Annotated in this window: 17 protein-coding genes; 10 read left to right on the forward strand and 7 right to left on the reverse strand. The window is 72.1% G+C overall.

What is annotated here, in order from left to right; all coding sequences use genetic code 11:
* On the reverse strand, window positions 1-381 hold a 381-nt coding region (locus MKK75_RS26585; protein WP_244045485.1), incomplete at its 3' end, for an AAA family ATPase.
* Between the two features lies 1 nt (window position 382).
* Window positions 383-628 (reverse strand): DUF6894 family protein, encoded by a 246-nt coding sequence (locus MKK75_RS26590; RefSeq protein ID WP_244045486.1) that lies wholly within the window; start codon window positions 626-628, stop codon window positions 383-385.
* A gap of 203 nt (window positions 629-831) precedes the next feature.
* On the opposite strand from MKK75_RS26590, the gene MKK75_RS26595 reads away from it, so the two are divergent.
* From MKK75_RS26595 to MKK75_RS26620, 6 genes are all read left to right on the forward strand, one after another.
* Window positions 832-1,932: an SMP-30/gluconolactonase/LRE family protein gene (locus MKK75_RS26595; protein ID WP_244045501.1), complete on the forward strand. Its 1,101-nt coding sequence runs from the start codon at window positions 832-834 to the stop codon at window positions 1,930-1,932.
* Window positions 1,933-1,950: 18 nt separating this feature from the next.
* Window positions 1,951-2,310: a hypothetical protein gene (locus tag MKK75_RS26600; RefSeq protein ID WP_244045487.1), complete on the forward strand. Its 360-nt coding sequence runs from the start codon at window positions 1,951-1,953 to the stop codon at window positions 2,308-2,310.
* A gap of 219 nt (window positions 2,311-2,529) precedes the next feature.
* Window positions 2,530-5,049 carry a hybrid sensor histidine kinase/response regulator gene (locus MKK75_RS26605; protein WP_244045488.1) on the forward strand — a complete coding sequence of 840 codons (2,520 nt, stop codon included), beginning with the start codon at window positions 2,530-2,532 and terminating at the stop codon, window positions 5,047-5,049.
* Between the two features lie 26 nt (window positions 5,050-5,075).
* The gene (locus tag MKK75_RS26610; RefSeq protein WP_244045489.1) at window positions 5,076-5,414 is read left to right on the forward strand and encodes a helix-turn-helix domain-containing protein; all 339 of its coding nucleotides are present in this window, start codon (window positions 5,076-5,078) and stop codon (window positions 5,412-5,414) included.
* 264 nt (window positions 5,415-5,678) lie between these two features.
* Complete coding sequence (locus tag MKK75_RS26615) at window positions 5,679-6,239, forward strand: PAS domain-containing protein (protein WP_313901894.1); 561 nt, start codon at window positions 5,679-5,681, stop codon at window positions 6,237-6,239.
* The gene (locus MKK75_RS26620) at window positions 6,220-9,696 is read left to right on the forward strand and encodes a CheR family methyltransferase (protein WP_244045491.1); all 3,477 of its coding nucleotides are present in this window, start codon (window positions 6,220-6,222) and stop codon (window positions 9,694-9,696) included. Before MKK75_RS26615 ends, MKK75_RS26620 begins: the two co-directional genes overlap by 20 nt.
* A gap of 60 nt (window positions 9,697-9,756) precedes the next feature.
* On the opposite strand, the gene MKK75_RS26625 is transcribed toward MKK75_RS26620, so the two are convergent.
* Window positions 9,757-10,329: a DNA-3-methyladenine glycosylase gene (locus tag MKK75_RS26625; RefSeq protein WP_244045492.1), complete on the reverse strand. Its 573-nt coding sequence runs from the start codon at window positions 10,327-10,329 to the stop codon at window positions 9,757-9,759.
* 266 nt (window positions 10,330-10,595) lie between these two features.
* Between MKK75_RS26625 and MKK75_RS26630 the strand changes: the two genes are divergently transcribed.
* The gene (locus MKK75_RS26630) at window positions 10,596-12,323 is read left to right on the forward strand and encodes an adenylate/guanylate cyclase domain-containing protein (RefSeq protein ID WP_244045493.1); all 1,728 of its coding nucleotides are present in this window, start codon (window positions 10,596-10,598) and stop codon (window positions 12,321-12,323) included.
* Between the two features lie 12 nt (window positions 12,324-12,335).
* On the opposite strand, the gene MKK75_RS26635 is transcribed toward MKK75_RS26630, so the two are convergent.
* Window positions 12,336-13,601, reverse strand: a complete 1,266-nt coding sequence (locus MKK75_RS26635) for an MFS transporter (protein ID WP_244045494.1) — start codon at window positions 13,599-13,601, stop codon at window positions 12,336-12,338.
* Window positions 13,602-13,693: 92 nt separating this feature from the next.
* Between MKK75_RS26635 and gcvA the strand changes: the two genes are divergently transcribed.
* Window positions 13,694-14,581, forward strand: coding sequence for a transcriptional regulator GcvA (gene gcvA, locus MKK75_RS26640; RefSeq protein WP_244045495.1), 888 nt, complete (start codon window positions 13,694-13,696; stop codon window positions 14,579-14,581).
* A gap of 193 nt (window positions 14,582-14,774) precedes the next feature.
* Window positions 14,775-16,919: a helicase-related protein gene (locus MKK75_RS26645; RefSeq protein WP_244045496.1), complete on the forward strand. Its 2,145-nt coding sequence runs from the start codon at window positions 14,775-14,777 to the stop codon at window positions 16,917-16,919.
* 21 nt (window positions 16,920-16,940) lie between these two features.
* On the opposite strand, the gene MKK75_RS26650 is transcribed toward MKK75_RS26645, so the two are convergent.
* The 3 genes from MKK75_RS26650 to MKK75_RS26660 form a co-directional block, all read right to left on the reverse strand.
* Window positions 16,941-18,086, reverse strand: a complete 1,146-nt coding sequence (locus tag MKK75_RS26650) for an acyltransferase family protein (protein ID WP_244045497.1) — start codon at window positions 18,084-18,086, stop codon at window positions 16,941-16,943.
* Window positions 18,087-18,378: 292 nt separating this feature from the next.
* On the reverse strand, window positions 18,379-18,828 hold the full coding sequence (locus tag MKK75_RS26655) for a response regulator (RefSeq protein ID WP_244045498.1): 450 nt from the start codon (window positions 18,826-18,828) through the stop codon (window positions 18,379-18,381).
* Window positions 18,825-19,334 carry a hypothetical protein gene (locus MKK75_RS26660; RefSeq protein ID WP_244045499.1) on the reverse strand — a complete coding sequence of 170 codons (510 nt, stop codon included), beginning with the start codon at window positions 19,332-19,334 and terminating at the stop codon, window positions 18,825-18,827. Before MKK75_RS26660 ends, MKK75_RS26655 begins: the two co-directional genes overlap by 4 nt.
* A gap of 309 nt (window positions 19,335-19,643) precedes the next feature.
* Here MKK75_RS26660 and MKK75_RS26665 point away from each other — a divergent pair, with 309 nt between their 5' ends.
* Window positions 19,644-20,015 (forward strand): hypothetical protein, encoded by a 372-nt coding sequence (locus MKK75_RS26665; RefSeq protein ID WP_244045500.1) that lies wholly within the window; start codon window positions 19,644-19,646, stop codon window positions 20,013-20,015.
* The last annotated feature ends 224 nt before the right edge of the window (window positions 20,016-20,239 follow it).

Consider the following 20,239-nt stretch of genomic DNA (forward strand, 5'->3'; position numbering starts at 1 on the left):
GTAGAGGATCTCCTCGACCGCCGGGTTGAGGCGGTGGATCTCGTCGATGAACAGGACGTCGCGCTCGTCGAGGTTGGTGAGCTGGGCGGCCAGATCCCCGGCCTTGGCGATGACCGGCCCGGACGTGGAGCGGAAGTTCACACCGAGTTCGCGGGCGACGATCTGGGCGAGCGTGGTCTTGCCGAGGCCGGGGGGGCCCACGAACAGGACGTGGTCCAGCGCCTGCCCGGTCTTGCGCGCGGCCTCGATGAAGATCTGCATGTTGGCCCGGGCCGCGCGCTGGCCGATGAACTCGGACAGGCTCAGCGGGCGGATCGTCTGATCCGCGTCCTGGGGGGCCGCGCCCGGCGGCGGCAGGCCCGTCGCCCTGCGCGAGGCCATGTCAGGCCGCCGCCTTGACCCGGTCGCCCCCGGCCTCGAACGGCTGCACGAGGACGCGCCGCCCGGTCAGGTCGTGGACGCTGACCCGCCATTCGGCCCAATCGGTCCGGTTCGCCAGGGTGCGCCGCACGTCGGCCGCGACCTTCTGCGCCCGTGCCCCCAGGCGGCCGGCGGCGCGAACTTCGGCGCCGCGAGCGTCGAACACGCATTCGAGGCCGTTGGTGCAGTGGAAACGGTAGCGTGCCATTCCGCGCTCCTCCCGGCCGCCCCGCGCGGCCCTCACTGTTTGTTCACTATATGTTCTTAACGGTGGGGAAGCCAGCCCGGGCGAAGCGTCGCATCCGATCCCATTCATGGCGCGCTCCGGCCCGCGAGCGGCCACGGAACATGAGCCGGCCTTCAGGCTTTTCGGCGCACAGCCCTCGCCCACCCGATCCGGGACGCCGCATGATCCGCCCCTCCATCCTCGCCCTGATCCTCGTGGCCGGCTTGGCGACGCCCGGCCGTGCCCAAGAGGCGCCGGCCGGGTCCGACGCCCTGAAGCCGATGATCCAGTCGGACAGCCTCGTGTTCAACGGCGTCACCCGCTCGAAGGACGGCCGGGTGTTCTCGCCGTTCCAGCGCCAGTCCAAGGATAAGGGGATCGAGCTCGGCGAGTGGAAGGACGGCAAGGCCGTGGCCTATCCGGACGCGGCCTGGAACGCCTGGACGAGCGGGGACGACCCGGCCAAGGCCTTCGTGGCGGTCAACGCCATCCGGATCGGCCCGGACGGCGACCTCTGGGTGGTCGACAAGGGCGCCCCCGGCATGGGCGAGGCGCCGCTGGCGGGCGGCCCCAAGCTCGTGCAGATCGACCTCGCCACGAATACCGTGCGCAAGGTCTACCCGCTCCAGGCCTCGACCACCGACCGGAGCTTCATCGACGATTTCCGCTTCAACGGCCGCAAGGTCTACCTGACGGATGCCGGCCAGCCGGGGCTGATCGTCCTCGACCTCGACACCGGCGATCTGCGGCGGGTGCTCGACGGGCACTGGTCGACGATCGCGCAGCGCCCGCTCACCGGCCAGGGCCGGGTGCTGCGGGACGACAAGGGCAAGCTGCTCTTCATCCACGCCGACCAGCTCGAGGTCTCGCCGGACGGCAAGACCTTCTACTACCAGGCCTGCACCGGCCCGCTCTACAGCATCGAGACCCGCTACCTCGACGACGCCGCCGTGAGCGACGACGAGCGGGCCAAGCACGTCAAGCTCTATGCCGCCACGGTGGCGACGGGCGGCACCGCGATCGACGCGGCCGGCACCATCTACGCGAGCGATACGGACGGCCTGCGCATCCTCAAGATCGCGCCGGACGGAACGACGAGCACGCTGGTGCAGGATCCCCGGCTGATCTGGGTCGACGCGATGTGGATCGACGAGCAGGGCGGCCTGTGGATCCCGGCGGCGCAGATGAACCGCACGCCCGCGATGAACGGCGGCGAGGCCTCGGCGGTGAAGTTCCCGACGACGATCTACCGGATGCAGATCGACGCCAAGCCGCTGCGCAACTGAGCGAGGGATCGGACGATCATGTCAGGGCTGCGGTTCGTACGGCTGGCGCATACGCTCGTGGCGGCCGGCCTGCTCGTGGGGGCGGCCTCCCCGGGGCGGGCCGCAGATTCCCTCGCGATCGGGGAAGCCCGCCTCCACACGCCACCGGACTCGCATGAACCGCAACGGGCGCTGATCGAGCTGCGCAACGCCGGTCCGGATCCGGTGGCGCAGGTGAAGATCCTCTGCACCTTCACGGGCGCCGGCGGGGCGGTCCTCGACACGCAGACGGTCTCGGTACCGGACATCGCCGCCCGCGCCGCCGTGCAGGCCGAAGCGATCTACTATGGCTATCCCAGGGCGAGCGGCGCCGCCTGCCGGCTCGCCGAGCCGCGCTGAGCCATACCGGGCCTCTGCCGCGCCTCGGATGCGGGCGGGCGCGGATTGCCCGCGGCGAGGTGGCGCCCCTGGCCGGTTTCCGGCAGAAGACGCCCACGCAACGCCCGCTCCGCCGCAGACTGATTCCCCCGTGTCCGCCCTCCCCGCCCCCATCGAGCCTCGCCGCGCCCGTCGCGCGCAGGCCGACGCGCGCGCTGCGGCGCAACGCGGCGTCTAACCATGGACGCGGCCGGGACCGATGAGTTGCTGCGGCGCGCGGGGGCGCTGGAGGCGGAGGCTGCTGCGCTCCGTGCCCGGGCGGCCGGGTCCGCCGCGGCGCACGCGCAAAGCCATTTCGCGATCCTCGACGGCGCCACGCAGGTCGCCCTCATCGCCACCGACCCGACGGGGCACGTCACCGACTGGAATGCCGGCGCGCAGACCATCCTCGGCTGGACCGCGGACGCGATGCGGGGTCGACCGATCGCGGAGCTGTTCACCCCCGAGGATCGCGCGGAGGGACGCCCCGAGCAGGCAATGCGCGAGGCCCAGGACCGAGGCCGGGCCGAGGAGGCGGGCTGGCGCCTGCGCGCCGACGGCGCGCGCTTCCGGGTCTCCGGCGAGACGATCCCCCTGCGGGACGCGGCCGGCGGCCCTGCCGGCTTCGTCACGATCCTGCACGACCGCACGGACCTGCACGCGGCCGAGCAGGCCCTGCGCGCCAGCGAGGAGCGCTACCGGACCCTGTTCGAGGCCATCGACGACGGGTTCTGCGTCATCACCTTCCTCGACGGGCCGCACGGCCCCTTAAGCGACTACGTCCACGTCGAGGCCAATCCGGGCTATGAGCGCCACACCGGCATCGCCGGGATCGTCGGGCGGACGCTGCGCGGCCTCGTCCCGCCCGACGACGCGGAAGCGTGGCTCGACCTCTACGGCGGCGTGCTGCGCACCGGCACGCCGATCCGCTTCGAGCGCTACTTCGCGCTCGTGGACCGCACCATCGAGGTCTCGGCGGTCCGCATCGAGCCGGCGAGCCGGCGCCAGGTCTCGGTGCTGTTCCGGGACATTACGGCGCGCCGGAAGGCGGAGGACGCGCTCCGCGCAAGCGAGGCGGTGGCCCGCACGAATGTCGAGCGCGTCCAGCTCGCCCTGGCGGCGGGCGCGATCATCGGCACGTGGCTGTGGGACCTGCCGAGCGACCGCTTCACAGTGGACGAAGCCTTCGCGAAGAGTTTCGGCCTCGATCCGGCCCTGGGGCGCGAGGGCCTGAGCCTCGCCCAGGTGGTGGAGACCGTCCACCCGGACGACAGGGCGGGCCTCGCCGCGGCGATCGACGCCGCGATCGCCCGGGGCGGTCCTTACGCGCATCAGTACCGGGTCCGCCGGGCCGACGGGCACTACTACTGGCTGGAGGCGAACGGCCGCGTCGACCACGGGCCGGACGGGACGCCGCTGAGCTTCCCGGGGGTCCTCCTCGACGTGGACGAGCGCCGCGCCGTCGAAGCGGAGCGCGACCGGGCGGCGGCGGCCCTGCGCAGCCTCAACGAGACTTTGGAGCAGCGCGTCGCCGCGCGGACCGCCGAGCTGATGCGGGCCGAGGAGGCCCTGCGGCAATCCCAGAAGATGGAGGCGGTGGGCCAGCTCACCGGCGGCCTCGCCCACGACTTCAACAACATGCTGGCCGGCGTCGTGGGCTCGCTGGAGCTGATGCAGACCCGGATGCTCCAGGGCCGGGTCGGCGACCTCGACCGCTATATCGCCGCGGCGCAGGGGGCGGCCCGGCGCGCCTCCGCCCTGACCCACCGGCTTCTCGCCTTCTCGCGCCGCCAGACCCTCGACCCGAAGCCCACCGACGTGAACCGCCTGGTCGAGGGCATGATGGAGCTCGTGCGCCGCACGGTCGGCCCCGCGGTGGCGATCGAATCGGTCGGGGCCGGCGGCCTGTGGCCGACGCTGGTCGATCCGAGCCAGCTGGAGAACGCGCTGCTCAACCTCTGCCTCAACGCCCGGGACGCCCTGCCCGACGGCGGCCGCATCGTCATCGAGACCGCCAACCGCTGGCTCGATCACCGGGCCGCGCGGGAGCGCGAGGTGGAGCCCGAGCAGTACGTCACCCTCTGTGTCTCGGACAACGGCACCGGCATGACCGCGGACGTCGCCGCCAAGGCCTTCGACCCGTTCTTCACCACCAAGCCGCTCGGCGAGGGCACGGGGCTCGGCCTGTCGATGATCTACGGCTTCGCCAAGCAGTCGGGTGGGCAGGTGCGGATCTACTCGGAGTTCGGCCAGGGCACGATGGTCTGCCTGTACCTGCCGCGCCACCTCGGCGAGGCGGAGAGCGACACGATCCTGCCCGACCTCGCCCACGCGCCGCGGGCCGAGCAGGGCGAGACCGTCCTGGTGGTGGACGACGAGCCGACCGTGCGGATGCTGGTCACTGAGGTGCTGGAGGATCTCGGCTACGCGGCGATCGAGGCGGCGGACGGCGCCTCAGGCCTGAAGGTGCTGCAATCCGACGTGCGCCTCGACATGCTGATCACCGATGTCGGCCTGCCCGGGGGCATGAACGGCCGCCAGATGGCCGAGGCCGGGCGCCAGCACCGGCCGGACCTGAAGGTGCTGTTCATCACCGGCTACGCCGAGAACGCAGCCCTCAACCACGGCCATCTCGGCCCCGGCATGCAGGTGATGACCAAGCCCTTCGCGCTGGAGGCGCTCGCCACCCGGATCCGGGGGATCATCGCGGGGGAGGCTTGATCGTTGATCGGCGGGGAACCGGCGGCATGGCGCGCATGACGCTGGACGAGATCCGAACGCGCGCTTCGACGGTCGATCGCGCCAAGGTCGATGCCACCCCGGAGGCGGACATCGAGGCGCACCGCGCCGCTGACGGCAACGCCGATCGCAACGGAACGGTCGGCGCAGGTGCCGTCGAGTCGCCGCGGGCGCTGCGCATCCGCCTGGGCATGACACAACCCGAGATGGCCGCCGCGCTCGGGATCCCGCTCGGCACATGGCGCAGCTGGGAACAGGGACGCGTGAGCCAGGAACCGGCTGTCGCGGCCCTGCTGCACCTTGTAGCATTCGATGCCGATCTTGCTCTGACGGCTCTGGCGACATAGCTCGCAGCGCAGTTGCCCGTCTCAAACCGCGTCCATGACGCTCCGGCGCCGGCTCGGCCGTCAGTCCTGCACCGTTTCCCTGGAGCGGTTGGCGCGTATTTCACGTCGTCGCGTGCTGCCGGTCGCGCCCCTGACGGCACGCCGCTCCGCGACCCGGTTCGGGAACCGGATAGCGTGGCCGTCCTTATGATGGCGGGCCAGTGAACGGCATGACCGGCCCGGCCGCGACGTGCCGTACCGAACGGAGATGACAGAGGATCTGCCGTGGACTCGCAGAACATTCCGGCCGAACTCAGGAGCTACTTCGACAGCTCGCACATCGCCCTGGCGCTGGCCTCCGTGGCCACCGACAACCCGCTGCTGCTGGTGAACGAGCGGTTCCACCAGCTGACCGGATACGACGCGGCGGACGTCGTCGGACGCAACTGCCGCCTCCTGCAGAAGGACGCGGAGAACCGGGAGGCGCGGGCCAGGATCCACGCCTTCCTCGAGGAGGACCGGATCCTGGCCGTGCGGACGATGATCGTGAATTTCCGCAAGGACGGACGCCCGTTCGTCAACCTGCTGTACATGTCCAAGCTGAAGGCCATTTCGGGCGAGGTGCGCTTTCTTTTCGCATCCCAATTCGACGTCAGCCGCTCGCAACCGGAGCTGCTTTCTGCATACGATACCGAGCTGAGCCGGACCCTGTCCCGGCTGAGGCCGACGCTTGCGGAGAGTGGCATCGTCATCGAGGGATCCCTGATGACGATTGCCAATACCGTCGCCACCGTCGCGCAGGCGAAGCTCACCCTCGCGGATCTCGATGCACCAGGATTTCCTTGACGAGCCCGGGGCGAAAGCCCCGGAGGTCCTGGATGGCGCCGGGCAGATCGTGGCTCCTCCCTTCACCGGGCCGGTGGTGGGGATCGGGGCCTCGGCGGGCGGGCTCGAAGCCCTGCGCGAGATGCTGGCGCGCGCCCGGCCGCCGACCGGCATGGCGTTCGTCATCGTCCAGCACCTCGATCCCAACCACGAGAGCATGCTGGCCCAGCTCCTCGACCGGCATACCGGACTGGCGGTGCTCCAGTGCGAGGGCGGCGAGCGGATCGCCGGCGACACGGTCTACATCATCCCGCCGGGCCGGGGGCTGGTCATCCAGAACGGCGTCCTCGAACTCACGCAGTTCGCGCAGCCGCGGGGCCTGCGGCGGCCGATCGACGACTTCTTCCTCTCGCTCGCCGTCGACCAGCAGGCCAACGCGGCCTGCGTGATCCTGTCGGGCACCGGCGCCGACGGCACCACCGGCCTGCGCGCCATCAAGGAACACGGCGGCGTCTGCGTGGTGCAGCAGCCCGACACAGCCCGCTACGACGGCATGCCGCTCTCGGCGGTCGGCACCGGCCTCGTCGACTTCGTGCAGCCGCCGGGCGAGATCGTGGACTGCCTCACCGCCTTCTTCCGGCGCCGTGGCACCGACGCCGGCGGAGAGGAGGCGGGCCCGGTCGCCGATCATCTCGACGACCTGTGCCGCGTGCTCCGCGCGGCCGTGGGCCATGATTTTGCCGGCTACAAGCGCACCACCCTGATGCGCCGGGTCGAGCGGCGCATGCACGTGCTGGGCCTCGATTCCGCCCGGGCCTACCTCGCCCGCATCCGGGCCGACAAGGCCGAATGCGAGGCGCTGTTCCGCGACCTCCTGATCAACGTCACCCGCTTCTTCCGCGACGCCGAGCTGTTCGAGGTCCTGCGTGAGCGGGTGGTCGAGCCGCTGCTGCGCAACCGCAATCCGGACGAGGACATCCGGGTCTGGATCCCGGGCTGCTCCAGCGGCGAGGAGGCCTACAGCATCGCCATGCTGTTCTCCGAGACCGCCCGCAATCTCGACCTGCCGCCGGCGGTGCAGATCTTCGCCACCGACATCGACGAGCGGATGCTCCAGATCGCCCGAGAGGCGACCTACCCGGCCGCGGCGCTCGCCGACATCCCGGCCTCCCTGCGCGAGCGCTACGTCGTCCCCCACGTCGAGCGCTTCACCATCGCGGCCGAGATCCGCGACCTGATCCGCTTCTCCAGCCACAGCCTGGTCAAGGACCCGCCCTTCTCCAAGATCGATCTGCTGTCCTGCCGCAACCTGCTGATCTATTTCGACGAGCGCCTGCAGCAGTCGGTCGTGCCGCTGTTCCACTACGCGGTGCGGCCGGGCGGCTACCTGTTCCTCGGTCCCTCCGAGAGCGTGAGCCGGTTCGAGCACCTCTTCCCCGCCATCGACCCGCATGCGCGCCTGTTCGAGCGGCCCCCGGGCGCGCCGCAATACCCGATCGACCTGCCCGGCAGCGCCCGGCGCGGCGAGGTGCGGCGCGGCGGCCGCGAGGAGCGCCGGGACGAGCCGTCGATGGCCGACGAGCCCGCGGCGGTGCGGCGCGTGATCGAGCGCTACGCCCCGCCCAGCATGGTGCTGACCGAGGATGGCGGCATCATCGCGGCCTACGGGCGCCTGAGCCGCTACTTCGACTTCCCGGTGACCCGGACCGGCGGCACCAGCGCGATCACCCTCGCGCGGCCGGGCCTGCGCGACGTGATCGGCCCCCTGCTCCGCCGGACCCGGGACGCGCGCAAGCGCGTCGTGGTCCGGAGCGTGGAGGTGCGCTCGGAATACGGCCTGCAGCAGGTCGAGCTCGTCTGCGATCCGCTGCCGGACGGCGCGATGCTGCTCGTCCTGCGCGACTCCGGCGCCTTCCAGCCCTCGACCGACCTCGACCTGATCGAGCTGGATGCCGGTGGGGACCACGTGGAGGCCCTGGAAGAGGAGCTGCTGCGCACGCGCTACAAGCTCCGCTCGGCGGTGGAGGAGCTGGAGACGACGAACGAGGAGCTGAAGAGCTCCAACGAAGAAATGATGTCGATGAACGAGGAGCTCCAGTCGACCAATGAGGAGCTGTCCACCGTCAACGACGAGCTGAAGACCAAGGTCGAGCAGCTCACCATCGCCAATGCCGACTTGCGCAACTTCTTCGAGTCGACCGACCTCGCCGTCATCGTGCTGGACCGCGACCTGCGGGTGCGCAGCTTCACGGCGGCGGCCACCACGATCTTCCCCCTGCAGGCGGGCGATCGGGGGCGGCCGCTGGCCGACGTGTCGAGCCGGCTCGCCGGCCAGGATTACCTGCACGACGCGCAGGCGGTCTGCGCCGGCGGCTCGGTGATCCAGCGGCGCCTCACCACCCGGGACGGGGACCGGACGCTGTCGCTGCGCGTCCTGCCCTACCGCCTGCAGAACGGCAGCGTCGACGGCGCCACCCTGGTGCTCACCGACATCACCGAGGCCCTGTCGCTGGAGCGCCAGCTGGCGGCCGAGCGCGAGCGGCTGGAGCTGGCCGTCAAGGCCGGCGGGATCGGGGTCTGGGAGTACAGCCCCGACGCGGCCACCATCGCGGTCGACAGCACCGCCGGCACGATGTTCGGCCTCGCCCCCGACAGGCCGCACCCGGTCCCGGCCCTGATCGCCAGCGTGGTGCCGGAGGACCGGGTCGGCCTGGAGGCGGCGCTCGCCGAGGCCGCGCACGGGCATGACGAGTTCGAGGCCCGCATCCGCGTCCGGGCGCCGGACCACGCGCCCCGGCACATCCGGAGCTACGGGCGCCCGACCCGCAGCGGCGACCGGAAGCGGATCGTCGGGGTCTGCATCGACGTCTCGCCCGAATACGCGCTGGCCGAGACCCGCGACCTGATGCTGCGGGAAATGAACCACCGGGTGAAGAACCTGTTCGCGATCATCGGCGGCATGATCTCGGCGGGCGCGCGCACGCACCGGGACATCGGCGTGTTCGCCTCCGACATGCGCGACCGCATCTCGGCGCTGGGCCGGGCGCACTCGCTCGCCGACCCGACCGACGGCCAGGGGATGAGCGACCTCGCGGGCCTGATCGGCGCGACCCTGCGGCCCTATCGCGACCATGTCCCGACGGTGATCGAGGGGACCCTCGTGGCGATCAACTGGCGGCACGTGTCGTCGCTGGCGATGATCCTGCACGAATGGGCGACCAACTCGGTGAAGTACGGGGCGCTCGGCTCGGAGGACGGTTCGCTGTCGGTGACCTGGGAGCGGGGGCCGGACGGGCTGGTGCTCGACTGGCGCGAGCGGATGGCCCGGGTGGCCGAGCCGCGGCCGGGTCGCGGCTTCGGCTCGCTGCTGGTGGAGATGTCCCTGCGCCAGTTGGAGGCGACCGTGGAGCGCAGCCACGACGCGACCGAGTACCGGATCACGCTGCGCCTGCCGGATTCGGCGCTCGTGCGGAGCTGAGGCGCCCAGCCCGGCCAACCCGGGTGGTCCGCCCCGGCGGCGCCGGGCGCAGGGCGCCTCTCAAGCGATCCCGGTCGCCGGGCGGACCCGCCGCACCGGCCGGCTGACGAACCGGGAGCCCCCGAGCAGGAAGCGCCAGGGGGTTTCGGCGCCGCGGGTGATCCCGATCCGCGTGTCGCTCACCACCGCGGCCGGCTCGGTGCGGGGCATGAACCGGAACGGCGCCCGCCCGACCGGCCAGCCATCCTGGGCGCCGGTGACGCCGAGGGCCTGGCACAGGCGACCGGGGCCGGCGCAGAGCAGCCGCGCCTCGGCCGTCCCCCGCCGGGCCTGCATAACGGAGATCCCCTCGGTCGGCGCGAGCGCCCGGATCAGCACCGCGCTGCCGGGTTCGCAGACGAGGTTCAGGCACCAGTGCATCCCGTAGGAGCGGTAGACGTAGACGGTCCCGGGCGGCCCGAACATGCTGGCATTGCGCCGGGTGGGACCGTTGAAGCTGTGCGAGGCGGGATCGGTCCGGTCATACGCCTCGGTCTCGACGATGACGCCGCCCGCCCCGTCGACGAACAGGCCGGCGCCGATCAGATCCGCCGCCACCGCGGCGGCCTGTCGGGCGAAGTCGAAGTCCAGCATCGGATCCCGGGGTTCGGCAGGTCGCATCCGGCAGCGGCCACCCGCGGCAGCCCGGCCCTCGACCCAGATGCGGATCCCGTCGCGCCTGCCGGGTCAGGCGGCCTGGCGTCAAGATCGGTCGATGTCGCGGCCGCGGAAGGGGGCCGGCGACGCGCGAATCCGCGTGTGGAACACGCACGCAGCGAAATAGATCGGGCGCGATACAAGTCTTGCTGGTACGAGGGTCGGCGAAATGCGAGCCGCCGGCGATCCCATCGGACCCCAGCATGACGCGCACAGCCGCGATCGCGACGCTGCAACCCGCCGGAGAGGGCGCCGGGGCCCGGCCGTCCGTCGTAGCGCCGCGGCGGTCGCCCCTGACCCTGCGCCGCCTCCGTCTGGCGAGCGGCCTGGTGCTGTTCGGCTACGTGCTGACCCATCTGATCAACCACGCGCTCGGCAACGTCTCCCTGGCCGCCATGGAGGACGGCCTGACCGTCGTCACGGCCCTGTGGCTCAACCCGCTCGGGCTCGCGCTCCTGTACGGCGCGCTCCTGCTCCACATCCTGCTCGGGCTTCAGGCGCTCTACGCGAGCCGCTTCTTCCGCCTGCGGGCTTCCGAGATCCTGCAACTGGTCTCCGGCCTCCTGATCCCGCCGCTGCTCGTCAGCCACATCACCGGGACCCGGGTCGCCTTTGCCACCGAGGGGCTCGACAAGGGCTACGCGCAGGAACTCTACGCCTTCTGGGTGGCAGCCCCGATGCTCGGCGCGATGCAGGTGACCGTGCTGGTCATCGCCTGGATCCATGGCTGCGCCGGTCTGTACTTCTGGCTGCGGCTGAAGCCCGGCTTCGAGCGCGCGGCACCGGTGATGCTGGCGCTCGCGGTGCTGGTGCCGGTCGTGGCGCTGCTGGGCTTCGCGCAGGGCGGCCGGGCGATCCGCGCCCTGGCGCAGGATCCCGCTTGGCGGGCGGTCGCGCTCCAGCCCGTCCATGTCGGCCTGCCCGATCAGGTGGCGCGCCTCGCCGACATCCGGGACCGGATGCTCCTCGTCTATGCGGGTCTCGTCGCAGCGGTCATCGGGGCCCGCGGGGCGCGGACGCTCGCCGAGATCCAGCGCGGGACGGTGCGGCTCAGCTACCCCGACGGGCGGGTGGTCCGGGTGCCCCGGGGCACCAGCGTGCTGGAGGCGAGCCGCCGCAACCGGATCCCGCATGCCAGCGTCTGCGGCGGCCGCGGCCGGTGCTCGACCTGCCGGATCCGGGTGACCGACGGCAGCGACGGCACGCCGTCGCCGGGCCGGGCCGAGGGCGCGGTCCTGGCGCGGATCAGTGCCGGGCCGGGCGTGCGCCTCGCCTGCCAGTTCCGGCCCGAGACCGACCTCGCCGTGGTGCCGCTGCTGCCGCCCCACCCGCGGGTGCGCCGGGCGGACCTGTCCGACCGGGCCGAATCCGGCGAGGAGCGCTTCATCGTGGCGATGTTCGTGGACCTGCGCGGCTCGACGCGCCTCGCCGAGGAGCGGCTGCCCTACGACACGGTGTTCATCATCAACCGCTTCCTCGGCGCGGTCGGCGAGGCCGTGCGGGCGGCGGGCGGCTCGACCAACCAGTTCCTGGGCGACGGGCTGCTCGCCCTGTTCGGCCTGGAGACCGAGCCCGCGCAGGCGGCCCGGGACGCCCTGCGCGCGGTCGACCTCATCGACGCCTCGGTGTCCGCCCTGAACCGGCTGCTGGCGGAGGATCTGGAGCACACCCTGCGCTACGGGGTCGGCGTCCATGCCGGCCCGGCGATCGTCGGCGAGATGGGCGACGCCACCGACGCCCGCTTCACCGCGCTCGGCGACACCGTCAACGTTGCCTCCCGGCTCCAGGGGCTGACCAAGGGTCTCGGCTGCGTGGCCGTGGTGTCGGAGGCGGTCTACCGGGCGGCCGGCCTCGCCCCGGAGGCGATCCGGGACATCGCGGTGGACGGCCGGTCCGAGGCGGTCCGGGTCAGCGTGATCGGGAGCCTGTGACGGAGCCCTGCGTCAGGCCGGGCGCCGGGCGGGTCCGTCCCTGAGGGCGGGCGCCAGCGCCAGCATGAGCGGCACCGCGGCGAGCGCCGTGGCGGCGGACGCCGCCGCCGCCCAGTGCGGGCCGGCCGCGTCGCCGAGCCGCCCGTAGAGCAGCGGGGCCGCCAGCGCGCTGCCGCCGAGGGTCCAGGTGTAGAACACCGCGAAGGCCCGCTCGACGCGGCCCTCCGGGGCCAGCTCCGGCACCGTGCCGTAGAGCACCGAGGAGGTGCCGTTCAGCATCACGCCGAGCAGCGGCAGCAGGAGCAGCGCGGGCGCGAGCGGCAGCGCGATCACCGCCAGGATCATCACGGCGGTCCCGGTCTCGGTGAGGATCACGGTGCGGGTCACGCCGAGGCGCGCGCCGATCCGGCCGCAGACGGCCTTGCCCAGGGCGCCGCCGATGAACACCAGGGACAGCGCGAGGCCCACCGTGGTCAGCGCCGCGCCCTTCTCCTGCACCAGGAACGGCAGGTAGATCAGGAAGGCCGGACGCGCGGCGTTGTCGAGCATGCCGATGGCCACGAGCAGGCGGAAGCCGCCCCGTCCCGCGGGCGCGCCGACGGGCCGGGGCGGTATCCGCGCCGCCGCGCCCGGATCGGTCTTGCGTGAGGCAGGATCACGCGGCAGCAGCCAGCCGACGGCGAGCGCCACGGCGATGCCGGCGCCCGCCACCACCCAGAGGGCGTGGCGCCAGCCCGTCAGGGTCAGCAGGAAGCCGACCAGGGGCGGGACCGCCGCCTTCCCGAGATCGCCAGTGAAATTGTAGGTGCCGAGCGGGCCCCGGGCCGCGGACCCGTAGGCCCGGGCGATCACCGCCGAGGCCAGGGGATGCTGGGTGCTGCTGCCGGCGCCGCCGAGCAGCAGGCCGGCCCCGAGCCCGATCAGGCCCCCCGAGGCGCCCGCGACGGCGTAGCCTAGGGCGCTCAGCAGGGTGCCGAGCGTCAGGACGGTCCGCGCCCCGAGCGACTCGGCGAGGCGGCTCGCCGGCATCTGCAACGCCGCCAGGGCGCCGTTGTAGAGCGAGCGCAGCAGCGCGAGGGCGACGTAATCCAGACCGAACTCGGCCTGCCAGACCGGCAGCAGCACGTAGATGAGATCCGTGTAGCCGTCGTGCAGGGCGTGGTTCACCCCCGTGGCCGCGAGGGTGCGCCGGGCCTCGCCGGGTGCGGTGCGTTCCTGCGCGGCGTGTTCCTGCGCGGCGGCTTCGTGCGATGCGGTCGGGTTCGACGCGAGGGCCATCCTGTCACCTTCCGGCTGTGGGCAGAGGATGGCCGCCTGGCTCCGGCCTGACAAACGACTTATGCTGACGCGCGTGTGAGGAAACCTGACCCGTGCATCGCCGGCTGCCGCCGCTCAACGCCGTGAAAGCCTTTGAGGCCGCCGCCCGCCACGCGAGCTTCACCCGGGCTGCGGACGAGCTGCACGTCACCCACGGGGCGGTGAGCCGGCAGGTGCAGATGCTGGAGGCGTGGCTCGGCGCGCCGCTGTTCGAGCGCCACAACCGGCGCGTCGTCCTCACAGAAGCCGGGGCGGCCTATGCGGCCGAGATCGGCGCCGCCCTCGACCGCATCGCGCTCGCCACCGCCCGGCAGGTCGAGCGCGGCCGGCCGCGCCTGCTGCACGTCAACGCGCTCGCGACCTTCACCCTGCGCTGGCTGATCCCGCGCCTGTCGGGCTTCCAGCGGGCCAACCCGGCGATCGAGGTGCGGCTGACGACCTCCAACGTGCCCCTGGCCCACCTGACGGAACCGTTCGACGTGGCGATCCGGGGCGGCCCGGACACGCGCCCGGGGCATGTCGCCGAGGCTTTCCTGTCCGAGCGGCGCATCCCCGTCTGCAGCCCGGCCCTGCTGCGGCGCCTTCCCCTGGAGGAGCCCGCGCAGCTCCGGCAGCACACGCTGCTGCACGCCGCGACGCTCCCGCGGGTCTGGCCGGACTGGCTGCGCGCGGCCGGCGTGCCGGACCCGACGTCGCAGGCCTCGGTGACGCTGGAGCACTTCTACCTGACGCTCCAGGCCGCCCTCGACGGGCTCGGCGTCGCCATGGGACCCGAGCGGCTGGTCGCCGACGACGTGGCGGCCGGCCGCCTGACCCTGCCCTTCGCGGGCCCGGCGCTGCCGGCGCGGAGCTACTACACCTACGTCCCGGCGGCGCGGGCGGAGGATCCGGCGATCCGCGCCTTCTGCGGCTGGCTGTCCGAGGCGGCAGGGCGACCGTGAGGTCCGTCATTGCGAGCGCAGCGAAGCGACCCAGGGCAGCGGGACCTCCCGGCAGCGTGGCGCCGCTCTGGACTGCTGCGCCGGCAACGGCGATCCGGGTGGCGCGCCGCCTCCACTCAGCGCATGGTCGGGACCCGGAACGCGCCCAACACGGTCCGGGTTGGCGTGACACGCCGCTGCCAGAGGTGACCGCATGGCGCGCAAGCGTCTCCGCCCAACGATCGAGAGCCTGATCGAGTCCCTGGGGCGACTCGGCCTGTCGCCGGACGCCGTCGATCTCGACCGGCTGCTGGTGCATCTCGACCTGCCCGATTACGGCGCCGAGGTGGAGGACGACCGCGTCGCCCGTGCGATCCGCGCGATGAAGGCCGCCCGCGCCTTCGCGGAGACCGGGGTGCCGGCGATCCGCCAGGCGATCCCGACGTTGCGGGCCGTGGTGACCAAGGACCACCGGATCACGTGGCTCATCCGGACCGAGATCCCGCTCCTCGACAACGGACGTCTCGACCTGCGCCTCGACGTCGCCCCGGACCCGGAGGCGGCCGCGATCCTCGCCCGCATGGCGGCCCGGAACGACCCGGCCCTCGGTTTGGAGGCCCTGCGCGCGGCCGTGGTGCGCACCGCGCGCGAGGCCACCCGCGCCCTGCACACACCGGTCGACCGGCTGCGGGCGCAGCTCCTCGTCGACCTGCGCGAGGTCGGGGCGGATGCCGCCGCCTACATCGCCCACATGGATCGCTCGCTCCGATCCCGGGTGTTCACCTTCGGCCCCAAGCTCGCCCGCGGCCTGAACGACACCCTCACCCCCGTGCGCCGGCACGCCAAGGCGGTGGCGCGCGAGGGCTCGCGCCTGCGCCGCCTGCGCGATCAGGTCGGCTTCGGCGCCTATATCGAGCGTTTCACCGCCGCCCGGCGCCTGAACCGAAAAATCCTGTTCCACATGGGGCCGACCAATTCCGGCAAGACCTACGCGGCCCTCCAGCACCTGACCGCGGCGGAGACGGGGGCCTATCTCGCGCCGCTCCGGCTCCTGGCGCTGGAGAACTACGAGGCCCTGCGCGAGCGAGGGCTCCGCGCCGGCATGATCACCGGCGAGGAGGTGCTGGGCGAGGCGAACCCGACCCACACGGCCCGCACCATCGAGACCGCCGACCTGACCCGGCCGATCGACGTGGCGGTGATCGACGAGATCCAGATGCTGTCGGACCCCGACCGCGGCTGGGCCTGGACCAACGCCCTGTTCGGCGTCGCGGCCCGGACCGTGATCGTCTGCGGCTCCGACGACGCGCTGTCGTATGTCCGCCGCGCCGCCGAGGCCGCCGACGAGTCGCTGGAGGTCATCCCCTTCACCCGCAAGTCGCCGCTGCTGCTCAAGGAGGAGGCGGTGCCCCTGGAGAAGGTCGAGGCGGGCGACGCGGTCGTGGCCTTCTCGCGCCGGGCCGTCCACGAGAACCGCGAGATCCTGGTGGCGCGGGGCCACCGGGTGGCGACGATCTACGGCGCCCTGTCGCCCGAGGTCCGCCGGGCCGAGGCCGCGCGCTTCCGCTCCGGCGAGGCCACTGTGCTGGTCACCACCGACGCGATCGGCATGGGGCTCAACCTCGGGCCGCTCAAGCGGATCGTGTTCTCGGCGGTGCGCAAGTGGGACGGCACCGCCGAGCGGGCGCTGACCCATTCCGAGATCCGCCAGATCGCCGGCCGGGCGGGCCGCTACGGCCACCAGGATGTCGGCTACGTGGCGGCGACCGACCCCACCGCGATCGAGCCGATCCGCACCGCCCTCTCGGGCGCCCCGACGGCGCCGGCGGCCGACACGCGCTTCTTCGTCCGCCCGGATCTCGGGGCGATCCGCTCGGTGGCCGAGGAGATGCGCACGCCGAGCCTGTACGAGGTGCTGACCCACTTCGCCCGGGCGACCTTCTACGCGGGCTCGCCGTTCCAGCCCTCGGCCCTGGAGGAGGTGCTGGAGGTGGCCCGGACGGTCGACCGGGCGCGGCTGCCGATCGAGGAAAAGTTCGCCTTCTCGGTCTGCCCGATCGACCGGCGCGACGAGATCGCGATGGGCCTGCTGGAACGCTGGTGCCAGGCGCGGGCGGCGGGCCTCACGGTGCCGGCGCTGCGCGGCAACCTCGCGGGCGCCCTCGATTATCAGGAACGGACCGTGAAGCTCGCGAGCGCCTATCTGTGGCTGTCGCGGCGCTTCCCCGAGACGTTCGACGACGTGGAAGCGATCCGCCACATGCGCGGCCGCGCCAACGATTCCATCGAGCAGCACCTGCGCGAGACCGCCACCCGCAAGGCCGAACGGCGCACCCGCCGCAGCGCCGGGGGACGCTAGAATCGCGGGATTCCGAAGGGATCATCTCTTTGGCGGGGCCTCGGGGCAGAGCCCCGAGATCGGGCGAAGCCCTGCGATGCCGTTGTGACGCGCGCGGCCGGCGCCGCCGCGGGCCGTGATCAGGCGCCGCCCCAGGCGGACGCACGGCCGCTCCACGAACCGGTGGACCGGGGCCGCGATCGCCAGCGCGACCAGCATCGCGGCGGCGATCAGCACGTGGCCGGGCACGACGAGACCCGCCGCCCGGGCGGCGGCGATCACCACCTCCTGGGCGATCGGGCCGAACAGGTAGAGGCCGTAGCTCACCGCGCCGAGCCAGGCGAGGAGCGGCGCCTCGATCCGGCAGCGCGTGGTCATCAGGACGAAGAGCAGGAGCGCCAGCGCGTAGGTGGCGGTGTAGCGGTACCACGTCTCGCCGAAGCCGAGGTCGCGCCCGTAGGCGAGCACCGAGATGACGGGAATCGCCAGCGCGATCAGGCCCAGGACGCCGAGGGCGCCGCGCCGCGCCTCCGCCTGTCCCTCGACGTGCCACTGCCGCCAGAGCGTTCCCCAGACCATGATCGCCAAGGCCAGCGGCAGCGCGACCGGCAGTGCCTTGCCGAGGTGATGGCGGGCGAAAGCCATCAGGACGGCCGCCGCCAGCATCACCAAGGCGGCGCCCGCGAGGCCGCGCGTCCGCTGGAGCAGCCCGGCGCAGAACAGCATTACGCAGAGCCCGTAGAAGATCAGTTCGATCTGCAGGGTCCAGTACAGGGCGATGATGTTCTCGATGCCGACGAACTGCTGGAGCATCGTCAGGTTGGCCAGCACGGTCGAGACCGAGAGATCCCGGCCCAATGCGATATAGAACGCGACGATCCCCAGGGGGATCGAGAGCCAGTAGGCCGGATAAAGGCGGAAGAAGCGGCTGATCGCGAAATCCCGTACGGGGGTCCGGCTGCGCGCGTCGAGCGAGTAGGGGACGACGAAGCCCGAGACGGCGAAGAACATCACCACCGCGACCTTGCCAAGGTCCACGGATTGGGTGAGCGCCTGGAACAGCACCCGCTCGACCCCGCCCCACGCCTGCCCGGTCTTCACCAGATGATCCGCGATGTGGAAATAGATCACCGCCAGGGCGGCGAGGCCGCGGATCGTATCGACATAGCCGAGCCGTGCCCCGCGCATCGCTCCACCCGTGAAAACGCAAGACGACGACGCCCGATCGGCCGCGCCTCAATCTGGAAACGGTAGAACCATTCTCTATCGGCTTCACATCCGAATCGACTGCGGGCTCGAAAACGATCCGGACAGGGTTAAGACGGCCGCACGCATGAAACAGCCTGCTGCGGTGGGCCGAGCAGGCCGAAGGCGGGTCTGCTTTGGGGATGCAGGGCGGTTGCTGAGAGCCGGCCCAGCGCCGGCCGCCGATAACGACGGCATTCCGCTTGCACGCCTCCGGGCCGAGCCCGGATCGCGATCAGGCTGGCCACACCTCCGCCAGGGTCCGCCGCAGATCGGCCGGCATGAAGGGCTTGACCAGGCAGGCATTCACCCCGGCCCGCCGCACCGCCGTGAAACCGTGCGCGTGCTCCTTCGTGGTCATCATCACGAACAGTGTCTCCCGCAGGCGACGGTCGTCGCGCACCCGGCGGAGCAGCTCGAAGCCCGACATCGGGAACATGTGCAAGTCCGAGATGACGAGGCCGTAGGCGCGCTCGTCGAGCATCGCCAGGGCGGCGGCGCCGTCCGCGGCCTCGTGCACGTCGCGCACCCCGATCTGTTCGAGGACGGCGCGGACCACAGAGCGGATCAGGGGCACGTCGTCGACCACGAGGATGGGCATCCGGCGTGGATCGAGGCCCGACCCGCCGCCCGGCTTCGGCAGCGGGCGCGGCGCGGGCGGTGGAGATCCGGACGGCGCGCTCATGCCGCGGCCTGATCGTTCGGCTCCGGGAACGCCGACAGGATCGTCGCCTGCACGCGCCCGAGCCACGCCTCGGATTCGCGGGCCCGGCCCTCGGCGGCCAGCGCGTGCGCTTCGGCGGCGGCGACCCGCCGCTCGGCGGCGGCGACCCGATCTTCGGCGCGCCGGCGCACCGCGTCGGCCAGGGACTCGGCTTGCCGAGCCTGCCGCTCCGCGGCGACCACCGCGTCGCGGGCGCGCCGCAACGCTTGCCCGGAGGCGCGATCCTGATCCTGGGCCTGGGCCTGCGTCCGGTGCAGGTGGCGTGCGGCTGCGTGCACCAAGTCGACCAGTCCGCTCCAATCGGGCAGCGCGGGCGCTGTTTGCGACACCGGCGTCCGCGCCTCCGGGGAAGGGACGATGCGCAGGCGCGTGTTGAATCGCTCACCGGACACGGCGTCCCGATCCGAGCCGATCAGGTCGGCGGCCCGAGGGTACGCGTCCCCACGGAAGCTCTGTATATCGCTCACGACGCTCCTCTCACGTCCGTCTATAGTTGTATAAGGAGAGTTTTTTGGTAAAAATATCCTTTAAGCATAGTTCACTATCCGTTGACCCGCCCGGACAACACCTGATCTGGACGGCTCCGATCATGGCCGGCCGCGCCGTGGACATGAAGCGCCTGCCGCTGGCTCCCGGGTCATAGACCGCAGGAGCAGACGCAGCACGGGGTCTACCTGGCGACGACACTGGCCGGGGGCTGGCTCCTGTTCGGCAGGCGCGGCGGCCGGCCCTGGGCCGGCATCGGGCAGATCTGGCTTGCCCTGTCCATCTACGCGTTGTGGGGTAAGCTCGTCTTCAAGATCGTCTATCAGAGGCGCTACCGCGTACCGGTGGACGCCTGTCCGAGCCCGGCCCTGGTCAGCTTCGTCCGGGCCGGTCCCTACGGTTCGGATCCCGCGCTGGTGGACGCGCCGCATCCAGACGACCGGATCGCGTACGTCTGGCGCGGCTGGCATCTCGGGCATCGCTTCGCGACCGTCGGCCTCAACGTGATCTACTTCGCGCGCCTGGCCGAGGCCCGGCTCACGACGGGACGGAACCCCGCGGCCGATGACGTCGCCGTCAGGATCGTCGTCCCGGCGGGCTGCGACGCCGCGCCGGACGATGTGCTGGTCGCCTTCCGCAGGCAGGTGGCCTCGGCCGGCTGAGCTACGCGCCGAGGCTTTCGAAGGCCTCAAGCCCAGCCCTTTCAAGGCGTTTCCAACCGGCGGCGCGGTCAGGTTTTCTACTTGACCATCAAGGGCTTGGTGGGCATTTCATCCGCTCACCGTCCTTGCGAGCGCAAGCGAAGCAATCCAGTCGGCGCCACGCCCGCCGAGGTTGCGCTGCCCTGGGTGACATCGTCACCGATCCGGCAAGGTCCAGGCGATCG

Source organism: Methylobacterium sp. J-030, assembly GCF_022829545.1.
Taxonomy (GTDB): domain Bacteria; phylum Pseudomonadota; class Alphaproteobacteria; order Rhizobiales; family Beijerinckiaceae; genus Methylobacterium.

Bases quoted from the DNA above. Each gene is read 5' to 3' on its own strand.
- MKK75_RS26630 (WP_244045493.1), top strand. From the start codon at position 10,596: ATGACGCGCACAGCCGCGATCGCGACGCTGCAACCCGCCGGAGAGGGC.
- MKK75_RS26625 (WP_244045492.1), bottom strand. From the start codon at position 10,329: ATGCTGGACTTCGACTTCGCCCGACAGGCCGCCGCGGTGGCGGCGGAT.
- MKK75_RS26590 (WP_244045486.1), bottom strand. From the start codon at position 628: ATGGCACGCTACCGTTTCCACTGCACCAACGGCCTCGAATGCGTGTTC.
- MKK75_RS26600 (WP_244045487.1), top strand. From the start codon at position 1,951: ATGTCAGGGCTGCGGTTCGTACGGCTGGCGCATACGCTCGTGGCGGCC.
- MKK75_RS26620 (WP_244045491.1), top strand. From the start codon at position 6,220: ATGCACCAGGATTTCCTTGACGAGCCCGGGGCGAAAGCCCCGGAGGTC.
- MKK75_RS26650 (WP_244045497.1), bottom strand. From the start codon at position 18,086: ATGCGCGGGGCACGGCTCGGCTATGTCGATACGATCCGCGGCCTCGCC.
- MKK75_RS26635 (WP_244045494.1), bottom strand. From the start codon at position 13,601: ATGGCCCTCGCGTCGAACCCGACCGCATCGCACGAAGCCGCCGCGCAG.
- MKK75_RS26655 (WP_244045498.1), bottom strand. From the start codon at position 18,828: ATGAGCGCGCCGTCCGGATCTCCACCGCCCGCGCCGCGCCCGCTGCCG.
- MKK75_RS26605 (WP_244045488.1), top strand. From the start codon at position 2,530: ATGGACGCGGCCGGGACCGATGAGTTGCTGCGGCGCGCGGGGGCGCTG.
- MKK75_RS26610 (WP_244045489.1), top strand. From the start codon at position 5,076: ATGGCGCGCATGACGCTGGACGAGATCCGAACGCGCGCTTCGACGGTC.
- MKK75_RS26645 (WP_244045496.1), top strand. From the start codon at position 14,775: ATGGCGCGCAAGCGTCTCCGCCCAACGATCGAGAGCCTGATCGAGTCC.